Annotated in this window: 9 protein-coding genes; 7 read left to right on the top strand and 2 right to left on the bottom strand. The window is 48.2% G+C overall.

The annotated features are described in order from the left end of the window. The first annotated feature begins 141 nt into the window (after positions 1 to 141). The 7 genes from MMY81_RS13230 (at position 142) to MMY81_RS13200 (ending at position 7,176) form a co-directional block, all read left to right on the top strand. Entirely contained in the window at positions 142 to 492 is a 351-nt protein-coding gene (locus MMY81_RS13230) for a DUF2294 domain-containing protein (RefSeq protein ID WP_308215319.1), read from the top strand. A 241-nt stretch (positions 493 to 733) separates the two neighbouring features. After that, positions 734 to 1,789, top strand: coding sequence for an ABC transporter substrate-binding protein (locus tag MMY81_RS13225; protein ID WP_252313275.1), 1,056 nt, complete (start codon positions 734 to 736; stop codon positions 1,787 to 1,789). A 27-nt stretch (positions 1,790 to 1,816) separates the two neighbouring features. Continuing rightward, a complete protein-coding gene (locus tag MMY81_RS13220; RefSeq protein ID WP_252313274.1) occupies positions 1,817 to 2,785 on the top strand; it encodes a nucleoside hydrolase in 969 nt (322 codons plus the stop codon). Next, positions 2,782 to 3,615, top strand: a complete 834-nt coding sequence (locus tag MMY81_RS13215) for an ABC transporter permease (RefSeq protein WP_252313273.1) — start codon at positions 2,782 to 2,784, stop codon at positions 3,613 to 3,615. The genes MMY81_RS13220 and MMY81_RS13215 overlap by 4 nt, the downstream gene beginning before the upstream one ends. Then, entirely contained in the window at positions 3,608 to 4,390 is a 783-nt protein-coding gene (locus MMY81_RS13210; protein WP_374561831.1) for an ABC transporter permease, read from the top strand. Before MMY81_RS13215 ends, MMY81_RS13210 begins: the two co-directional genes overlap by 8 nt. 16 nt (positions 4,391 to 4,406) lie before the next feature. Continuing rightward, the gene (locus tag MMY81_RS13205) at positions 4,407 to 5,483 is read left to right on the top strand and encodes an ABC transporter ATP-binding protein (RefSeq protein ID WP_252313272.1); all 1,077 of its coding nucleotides are present in this window, start codon (positions 4,407 to 4,409) and stop codon (positions 5,481 to 5,483) included. Then, positions 5,473 to 7,176: an adenine deaminase C-terminal domain-containing protein gene (locus MMY81_RS13200; RefSeq protein WP_252313271.1), complete on the top strand. Its 1,704-nt coding sequence runs from the start codon at positions 5,473 to 5,475 to the stop codon at positions 7,174 to 7,176. The genes MMY81_RS13205 and MMY81_RS13200 overlap by 11 nt, the downstream gene beginning before the upstream one ends. A gap of 56 nt (positions 7,177 to 7,232) precedes the next feature. Here MMY81_RS13200 and MMY81_RS13195 read toward each other — a convergent pair whose 3' ends face one another. After that, complete coding sequence (locus MMY81_RS13195; RefSeq protein ID WP_252313284.1) at positions 7,233 to 8,666, bottom strand: glycoside hydrolase family 1 protein; 1,434 nt, start codon at positions 8,664 to 8,666, stop codon at positions 7,233 to 7,235. 44 nt (positions 8,667 to 8,710) lie between these two features. Beyond that, positions 8,711 to 10,678, bottom strand: coding sequence for a beta-glucoside-specific PTS transporter subunit IIABC (locus tag MMY81_RS13190; protein ID WP_252313270.1), 1,968 nt, complete (start codon positions 10,676 to 10,678; stop codon positions 8,711 to 8,713). Positions 10,679 to 10,685: the final 7 nt, after the last annotated feature.

Genomic DNA, 10,685 nt, shown 5'->3' with positions numbered 1-10,685 from the left:
ATATTGTTTGCTTTTTTGACTAATAAATCTTTCTAAATCAGTATTTACTGCGTTTAATCTTCTTATTACCGAACATTACCTCTTGCACCTCCTCTGGGATTTCGCTATAATCAATTACTAGGAAGCGAATACTTATAGGTGATGATGGATATTATAGAAAATCAGACGGAAACAAAAAAGCTGCTGGCCCATCTCTACAATGACATTTCCATTGATTTGTTTGGTGTTGGAACAACGCTGTTAAAGGTCTCTTTTCTGGAATCAGAATCGCTTATCACGATGCAGGCCCGACATAAGAAAGCTCCACGATCCAATGCGCTGGAAGAAGCTGCTCCTGAATTAAAGCAGCAGGTGGATTTCCGCCTTTCGCAGCTGTACAAGCAGCGAATGAAACAACGATTGGAGGAGGACTTTCACTGGGAGATTGAATCCTTGTTTCGTGATTATGACGGCCCCACCCAGACAGCCTTCACCAACATTAAGCTGCGTTAATCTGCGGCAGGACAGCTGATTTTGGACAAGTTCTAAAATAGGCATCCAACGCTGCGGATCTTAGGAATCAAACGTATTACCCTTACAACTGCATACAGAAATAATGAGTTTCTCTTTACTTTGTTTACAAAATAAAGGTGGCTTTATAGATATTTCCTCTATAATGCCGCCTTTTTTTATTTTTCTTTTTTTATCCATCATCACCGGTGGGCTTCAACTACACTATCTGGAGGTTTTTTTAATGAAAATGTCTATGAAATGTCTTGTTCCTTTGTCCCTGCTGATGCTTCCTCTCGCTGCCTGCGGTTCATCCGATGACGCTGCCGGCGGAGAAGAGCCGACGGAACTGGTAATATCCACGTGGGGATTTGCTGAAGATTTCTTTCGTGAAGAAGTGTATGCCCCGTTCGAAGAAGAACATAATGTAGAAATTGTACTCGAAACAGGAAACAACTCAGAACGCTTGAATAAAATCCGCCAGGGCAATTCCAGCGTCGACTTGATTTATCTGTCTGATTATTATGCGCAGCAGGGTATCAATGATGAACTTTTTGCTGAAATCAACCGGGACAACATCCCGAATATAGAAGATATTTATGAAATGGCCCAGGCACCGACCGGCGAGAATTACGGACCTGCCTACACTGTGAGCCAGCTGGGTATTGCCTACAATCCGGAAGAAACAGATGTGGATATCACGTCCTGGGCAGACCTCTGGAATCCTGAACTCGAGAGCAGCATCGGCCTGCCGAGCATTACAGCTACCGCCGGTCCAATGGTACTCGACGCCGCTTCGGTCGTCAGCGGCAGCGAATCGTTTGATGAAGATGCGGCTTTTGCCCAGATGAAAGAGCTGAACCCGAACGTCGCCAATGAATACAGCCAGACCTCCGCCTACGTGAACATGTTTACACAGGGAGAAATTGCTGCCGGTCCCATTATGGAGATGTACGTAGCCGACTTGAAAGAAGCCGTGCCATCCACCGAATTTGTTACACCTGAAGAAGGCGCCTACGCTATCGTCAATACAGTGAATGTTATCGAAGGAAGCGAGAATCAGGAGCTTGCCGAAGAATTTATTAACTGGCAGCTGAGCGCGGAAGTTCAGGAAACAGCGGCTGCAGCAAAGGTTGATTCTCCGGTTAATACCACTCTTGATCTGACCGACGAGGAAGCAGAAGGCATCACGTACGGAGCAGATACGGTTGAGAACCTTATTCTGTTGGATACCGAAATGATCAATGAACGCTCAGAAGAATGGATCGACCGCTGGAACCGTGAACTAACCCAGCAGTAATTCACTTATTGATACAAAGGAGGCACCATGATGTCCGCAAAAAAAGTCTGGCTGGATGTCGACACAGGGGTTGATGATGCCCTTGGGCTGCTTCTCGCCTGTGGCTCCCCTGCATTTGATATTAAAGCAGTATCGGTCACACACGGAAATGTATCACTCGATCAGGCCGCAGCCAATACGCTGCAGGTGCTTGAGACCGTGGAGCGTCCGGACATTCCGGTATACAAAGGCGCTGCCCGTCCGCTCGTAAGAGCTCCGCTCTATGAGCATGCGGTTCACGGAAAAGACGGCATAAGCGGCATGTCAGAAGAACGATACCTGGCCCAAAAGCCGGACGCAGGCTATGCACCCGAGCGCCTGATTGAGATGCTGCACGCTTACCCGCACGAACTAACGCTTATTTTTACCGGTCCTTTAACCAACCTTGCCCTGGCTCTGCAGCGGGATCCCGCTACAGCCGCTCTCATCCATGAGGTCATATTCATGGGCGGCGTGGTGCATGGTCCGGGAAATATTACCCCGGCTGCAGAATTCAACACGTATGTGGACCCGGAGGCTGTGAAAGTAGTCCTGCACAGCGGTATTTCCCGGTTAACCCAGGTCGGGCTCGATGTAACTAAGCAGGCCCTGCTTAACGAAGACAGGCTGCAGTCGCTCAAACAGAGCCGCCCCTTCTGGGGAAATTGGATCGAGCGGATAACAACACAGTATCGGGAACGTTATTTTACCGTAAACGGTGTACGGGCCTGTGCGCTGCATGATCCGCTCGCGGTTGCGGCGGCTATTACTCCGGAACTACTGCAGACCGTTCCTTATTATACGGATATTGAATGCCGCAGCAGCATCTCAGACGGAAGCCTCGTTGTGGATGAAAAAAACCGCCTGCGGAAAAGTCCTAACGCTTATATCGCCCTGGGCGTCGATCTGCCGCTGTTTTTCAGCCTGTTTGAAAGAGCTGTCGCCCGTCTGCCTGAGCGGAAGGAGAATCCATCATGAAGCAGTATGGTAAATACCTTTTTCTTCTTCCCGGTCTTCTTGTCCTTACGTTATTTATGATCATACCGATTGCCGGAACGATTCTTTCCACCTTTTTTGATGCCGGATCCTTTACGCTTGCCGGCTACATGCAGTACCTGCAGGATCCTTACTTTTTAAATATTCTATGGGTGACGCTTCGGACGAGCCTGCTGACTACACTGATCTGCATTATTCTGGCGTTTCCTGCGGCCTACTACATATCCAAATGCCGCCCGCGCATGAAAATGATGCTGCTCCTGCTGTCGATATTTCCACTGCTGACAAGCCCGGTCGTCCGGTCTTTCAGCTGGATGGTTATTCTCGGGAAAGGCGGCATTATCGATAATACAATGGCTCTGTTTGGAAGCGACACGTCGATATCGATTCTTTATACCCCGACAGCTATTCTTATCGGACTGGTTCACCTGTTTCTGCCATTAAGTATTATTACGCTCGTCGGCGTGATGGAAAATATCGGTGATGACGTCGTGGAGGCAGCTAAAAGCCTTGGCGCTTCGGCCTCTACTACCTTTTGGCACATCCTGCTTCCGCTGAGTGTGCCCGGCCTGATGACCGGAAGTATTCTCGTATTCGTAGGAAGCTTCACGGCTTATACAACACCGGCTCTGCTCGGAGGCCGGGAGAGCGTCATTTCGACCTTTTTATATCAGAATGCAGTGACATTAAATGACTGGCAGCTGGCTTCGGTTGTGGCCACCATTATGATTGTGCTTTCCTTTGTCGTGATTGGCATCATGAACTGGCTGGCCGGCAAAGTCGCTGTACGGGGAGGGAATATTCGTGGCTAATCGATGGCTCGGCTTTGTTACATTACTCGTATTTACCTTTCTACTCGGTCCGCTCGTGATTATGCTTGTCTCTTCGTTCGGTGAGGCCGGTGTGCTTCAGTTTCCTCCTGAAAACTGGGCGCTTAAATGGTATGCCAATATTTTTCAGGGCAGCATGTTTATAACGGCTTTTCAGACATCAATTCTTGTTTCTTTTGCCGGCAATATGCTGGCACTCCTTGTCGGACTGCCGGCAGCCTATGCTATGAGCCGGTTTCAATTTAAAGGAAAAGCATTTCTGCAGACACTCTTTATTTCTCCGGTACTGATTCCAGGTATCGTACTCGGCTTTGCGCTTCTGCGCTACATTATCGTAACCTTTCAGATTCCTGTTTATACGGCGCTTTTTATCGGCCATACGATCATCATGCTTCCTTTTATCGTACGGGTCATCTCCTCCAACCTCGACAACTTCGACTTCTCGATTGAAGAAGCAGCGGTCAGTCTTGGTGCGAGCCGCGTCGGCGCATTCTTCCGCATCGTTCTGCCGAATATTAAATCCGGCATTATCGCAGGGGTACTGATTGCTTTTCTCGAGTCCTTTAATAATGTAGATATTTCTGTCTTTATGACAGGACCCGGCGTAAGCACACTCCCTATTCAAATGCTTACCTATGTGGAGAACTATTTCGATCCGACGATTGCAGCGCTGTCTGTTCTCTTAATGGCATTAACGGCTGTGCTGATGTTTGTCATTGAGCGTCTTGTCGGTATATCCTATTTCACTAAAAAATAATGGAGGCTTCCTTACTATGTCACATGTTTCCCTGCAAAACGTAGCCGTGGCCTATCAAAAAACAAATATACTGGAGAACTTCAACCTTGATATTCCGGAAGGAGAACTCGTTTCCCTTCTCGGCCCGAGCGGCTGCGGTAAAACGACCACACTCCGTCTTGTAGCTGGATTTCTGCAGTCCCATCAGGGAAGTATCCAGGTTGGCGGGAAAGATTACACTACCGTTCCGGTAAACAAGCGCAACTTTGGCTTTGTATTTCAGAACTATGCCCTCTTTCCCCATATGTCTATCTTCGATAATATTGCATTCGGCCTGCGCCAGCGGAAAGTGTCCAAAAAAGACACTCACACAAAGGTGATGGAAATGCTTGAGCTTGTCGGCCTGCAGCACTTTGAAAACCGCTTTCCCAAAGAACTTTCCGGCGGCCAGAAGCAGCGCGTAGCGATTGCACGGGCGCTCGTCATCAATCCGGATCTGCTTTTGTTTGACGAACCGCTCAGCAACCTCGATGCAAACCTGCGGGTCAGTATGCGCTCGGAAATCCGCCGCATCCAGCAGGAATCGGGAATTGCTGCCATTTATGTATCCCATGATCAGGAAGAATGCTTTTCCATTTCCGACCGGGTCGCGATTATGAACAAAGGCGTGATTGAACAGCTTGATCACCCTGCGGCAATTTATCACCGCCCACGTACTTCTTTTGTGGCTTCGTTTATCGGTTTTAAAAATTTTCTCCGCTTTGACCGGCGCAGTGAAAATGGACAGACTCCGATTTTTTACAAAGGGGACAATACTTTTGCCGTCTCCCATGAAAAAGACATGGGCAGCATGACCGGGGTCATCCGGCCGGACGATATCCGCATTAAACCAGCCGGTCCTCATGTTATAGAAAATCAGCTGAGCGGGAAGATCAAGACTGCTATTTTTCTTGGCCGGAGCTATCAGTATGAGGTAGAAACCGCGCATGGAAGCTTCACAGCCAACCAGGAAATGACCGTTCCCTTTCAGAGCGGAGATTCAGTGATACTGGATATGCCGCCCCATAAATGGGTGCTCGTGGAAGAATCGGAGGTTCCGTCTTATGCAGGTTGATACGCTTATTCTCGGGGCCCGCGTTTTCAACAGCTATATCAAGCGCTTTGAGGTGAAGAACGCGGCGCTGCTCGATGGCCGTTTTTTCTACATCGGCGATCGGGGCCCAGCCGAATTCCAGGCAGACTCAGTGGTTCATGCAGAAGGCAAATGGATGATCCCAGGCCTGATCGATATTCATCTGCATATTGAAAGCTCAATGGTCTCCCCTGCTGTTTTTTCCGAAGCTTTATTGGAGCGCGGAATAACTACCATTGTTCCCGAGCCGCATGAAATGGCCAATGTGTTCGGCCTGGAAGGGGTGCAGCAGATGATCAACGTCAGCCGGGACTGCGCAGTGGATATGTTTTATGCCATCCCAAGCTCCGTTCCGGCAACCGACTGGGAAACGACAGGAGGCTCTATCACGATCGAGGACGTGGAAACCTTAATTCAGTCGGAGTCTGTGGCCTGCATGGGAGAAATTATGAATTACAACGATATCGTCCAGCAGAAAAACGGACGGACGCTGGAGCTGCTCGATTACCTGCGCCGCCATCACCCTGCGATGATTATCGAAGGGCACGTCCCCCGGCTGATGGATCTGGATCTGCAGCGGATGCTGTATGCCGGCGTGAACTCCGACCATACCCACCAGACAGCGGAAGGGCTGGAAGAGCGTATTAAAGCGGGTATGTTTGTAGAGATTCAGGAAAAATCAATGTCGGCACCGGTGATGGACTATTTAATACAGAAAGACGTTAACGAGCACTTCTGCTTTGTGACCGATGATATTATGCCGGACGACCTGCACCGGACCGGCCATCTGGATATGATTCTCCGCAAAGCGGTACAGATGGGGATGAGCCCGGAGGATGCCGTATATGCATGCACCTTCACACCCGCTCGCCGCATGGGATTCAGCGACCGCGGTGCCATTAAGGCAGGAAGCACGGCTGACTTTGTACTCCTGAACGACCTGGAGACCTTTACCGTGGACCGTGTTTATAAAAATGGAAAGCCTTCAGTCCCATATCAGGCAGTGGATTCAGACCGTAAAGCTTTTCCTGATTCTTTCTATAAAAGCATCCGCCTTTCCGATTTATCAGGAGATGATTTTCGTATTCCTGTGTCGACAACTGATGTTTCATCGCTGCAGCGGGTCATTATGGTAAAGGACGGCTCTACATTTACAACAGAAGAGCAGCACGACATTACTGTCTCCGGGCAGGAGCTGCTGTGGGAAAACAGCTCCTTTGGCCTGCTTTCCACGTTTGAACGCTACGGCAGAAACGGAAACCATTCCCACGTTCTCATAGGCGGCGATGTTCTTGCCCGCGGAGCCGTGGCTACGTCTTATTCCCACGATAACCATAATCTGCTCGTTGCCGGACACAGCGCCTCCGATATGGCGCTGGCCGCCAACGAGGTCATTGCTCATCAAGGCGGAATCTGTGTGGTTGAAAATGGCGAAGTGCTTGCCATGATCTATCTCCCTGTTGGGGGCATCCTGACCGAAGAACCATTACAGTCGTTTGCCCCAAAGGTGCAGAAGGTCCGTGACGCATTGAAACAGTTGGGGTACCGCCACTACAATCCTTTTATGTCTCTCAGCACTCTCTCCCTGCCGGTCAGCCCGGCGCTGAAGCTAACGGACCAGGGACTGATTGATGTACAGAAGGGCTGTATTGTATCTAACGCTGTAAATAACTAGAGAGCCATTTGTATAAAAACGAAGGGACAAGCCTGACACGGCTTGTCCCTTCGTTTTTATAAATTTTTCCCGTTGCTGTTAATGACATCTTTGTACCAGAAAAATGATTTCTTTCTGCTTCGTTCCATCGTTCCGCTGCCGTCGTCGTGCTTGTCGACGTAGATAAAACCATATCTTTTTGAATATTGTCCGGAAGATGCACTAACCAGATCAATGCATCCCCATGACGTATAGCCGATCAGATCCACACCGTCTTCAATCGCTTCTGCCATCGCCTGGATGTGGCCGCGCAGGTAATCAATCCGGTAGTCATCGTTAATGCTTCCGTCTTTCTCCACCTTATCATAGGCGCCCAGTCCATTTTCCACGATCATGAGCGGCATTTGATAACGGTCATACAGCTCATTCAATGCCACCCGCAGACCGATTGGATCAATTTCCCATCCCCAGTCACTTGCTTTCAGGAATGGATTTTTTACGCCGCCGATCAGGTTTCCTTCACCGATTTCCTCTGCTGATTTTTCTTTTTTCTCTGTCCGCGACATATAGTAACTGAAGGAAATAAAGTCGACGGTTCCTTCCTTTATCGTTTCCAGATCGCCTTCTTCCATCTCAATCTGAATATCATTTTCTTTGAAATACCGGTTAATAAAAGCCGGATATTCTCCGCGCACATGCACATCACCGCAGAAGAAATTAAAACGTCTGCCCTCTTCCAGCGCATACATAACATTTTCAGGATTTGAATCGTAGGAATAGGTCGGTGCATAAATCAGCATGCAGCCGATCTGGGATTCAGGGATAATTTCATGCGCCAGCTTTACTGTGATGGCACTGGCGACAAATTGATGATGCAGCCCCTGAAAGCTTTCCTGCAGGCGCGTTTCCTCGCTTGTTGCTGAGAATCCCAGACCGAACAACGGAAAGTGGGTGGCGCCATTGATTTCATTAAACGTCAGCCAGTATTTCACTTTATCTTTATAGCGGTTAAACAGAACAGTTACATATCGCTCAAAGAAAGCGATCAGCTTTCGGTTTTTCCAGCCGCCGTATTCTTTAATCAAATGCAGCGGCGTTTCGTAGTGGGCAATGGTCACCAGTGGTTCAATTCCGTGCTTATGAAGCTCATCAAAGACACGATCATAAAAAGCCAGACCTTCTTCGTTTGGTTCCTGTTCATCCCCCTTCGGGAAAATCCGGCTCCACGCAATACTCAGACGGAACACTTTAAATCCCATTTCAGCAAATAAAGCAATGTCTTCTTTATAGCGGTGGTAAAAGTCCACCGCTTCATGATTCGGATACGTATATTTTTCTGTATCCATTTCAAAATCAAATCCCGGCTTGTTTAACAGCTTCAGGCGGGCCTTCCCTCCTGGCAGCACGTCTGCGAGATTCAGGCCTTTACCTCCTTCGAGCGATGCACCTTCCAATTGATTGGCAGCGGTCGCGCCGCCCCATAAAAAGTTATCCGGAAATTGTTTACCCATCATACTGCCTCCTAGTAATAGTCACATTTAATTTTTTTTGTTTATTATACACTTACATCTCTTAATGCATGATCGTCCGTTACTACAGATTCTTCATTTGATGCCTGAATATTCAGCAGAAGCTCCCCTGCCTGCACAGATCCAGCTGTGGTTACTTCCAATGCTGCAAAGCTGCTGTGATTGGTAACGATCACAGGAGTGATGATGTCATAGCCGGCCTTTTCAATTGCCTCGATGTCAAATTCCACCAGCAGATCTCCGGCATTTACTTTATCTCCCTGGGCGACGTGCGCCGTAAAGTTTGCCCCTTCCAGCTGCACCGTGTCCATGCCTACATGAATTAAAATATCAACGCCGTCATCCGTAGTAACACCGATAGCGTGTTTTGTTTTAAACAAGGTGGTAACAATACCGGACGCAGGCGCCTTCACATATCCGTCTGCCGGCAGCACAGCAATTCCTTTCCCCATCGCTTCTGACGCAAACACCTTATCGGATACCTCACTTAATGAAACGACCTTTCCTGTTAAAGGGCTGTCTACAGTTACTACTTTGTTAACTGGATTTACTGAGTTAACCGCTTTATCGTTTTTCTCCAATGGCGTTTCCACTTTGTTAACACCGCCGAAGAAATAAGTGAGAACAAAAGCTAAAATAAAGGCTACAATCACCGCGCCGATGATCGCCCAGAAAGCAGCATTCATGCCTTCTTCCGGATTAATATAGCTTGGGAAGCCGAACACCCCAAGGCCGCCGATAAGATAAGCCTGTGTGCCGAAGAATCCTGTAATACCACCGCCGACGCCGGCTGCGATGCAGCTGAAAATAAATGGCTTTTTCTTTGGCAGAGTGATTCCGTAAATAGCCGGCTCGGTTACTCCAAATATCGCCGAGATAAAGGCCGGAGGGGAAAGAGTTTTCAGTTTTTGATTTTTTGTTCTTAACCAGATGCCCAGTACAGCTGCTGCCTGTGCAAAGGATGCAGTAAACATGGCCACTAATATCGGATCTGCGCCCAGTGTTGCTATATTGTTAATCGCAACCGGAACCAGTCCCCAATGAAGGCCGAAAATAACAAATACCTGCCAGAACGTACCGATCAAAATACCTGCCAGTACAGGACTCAGTCCATACACCCAGACGCTGCCCGCTCCGATCAAACCAGCAGCCCATGTTGCAACGGGTCCAATAACAATGAACGTTAACGGAATAGCTGCGAGAAGCGTAAACGTTGGAACGAGAAATGCTTTTACTACGCTTGGAATAATTGTGTTTAATTTAATCTCCACTTTTGCAGCGAAAAATGATGCCAGAATAATCGGGATAACGCTGGAAGAATACGTCATTAAAATAACAGGAATCCCTAAAAATTCAATAAACACCGGGGATTCAAACAACGTTCCTGCAAATAAGGTATACAGCGGATCTCCCGCCTGAAGAGCTGTCAGGTCCGGATAAAGCAGAGCAGAACCAATGACTACGCCGAGCAGTGGGCTTCCGCCGAACTTCTTCATGGCCGTATAGCCGAGCAGCACAGGCAGGAAGTAGAACAGCGCGTCACCCGTCGCGTTTAGTATCTGGTAAGTACCGCCGGTATTGTTGAGCCAGCCGAGCGCGACAAATAGTGCAGTGAATCCTTTAATCATACCTGCCGCTACGAGCACACCGAGGATCGGTGTAAATATGCCGGCAATTAAATCAATAAACCGTGAAAAAAAATTTCCTTTGTCTTCTTTTTCTTCATTAGTAGAGTCTTGTTTTTCCGTAAAATTACCGAGCGCCGTTACTTCTTTATAGACGTCCGGTACGTGATTGCCGATGACTACCTGATACTGTCCGCCGCTTTTCATTACGGTTACTACGCCGTCCAGATTTTTCAATTCCTCCGTATTTGCTTTTGATTCATCTTTCAGCTTAAAACGAAGTCTCGTAATACAATGAAACACACTGTTTACGTTATTTTTACCCCCTACCAGATCCAATATTTTCCCCGCTAATTCTTTATGACTCATTTCCTGC

It is taken from the genome of Sinobaca sp. H24 (genome assembly GCF_023845525.1).
The sequence above is the reverse complement of the archived record's forward strand: the minus strand, read 5'-3'. Positions and strand labels throughout refer to the sequence as shown.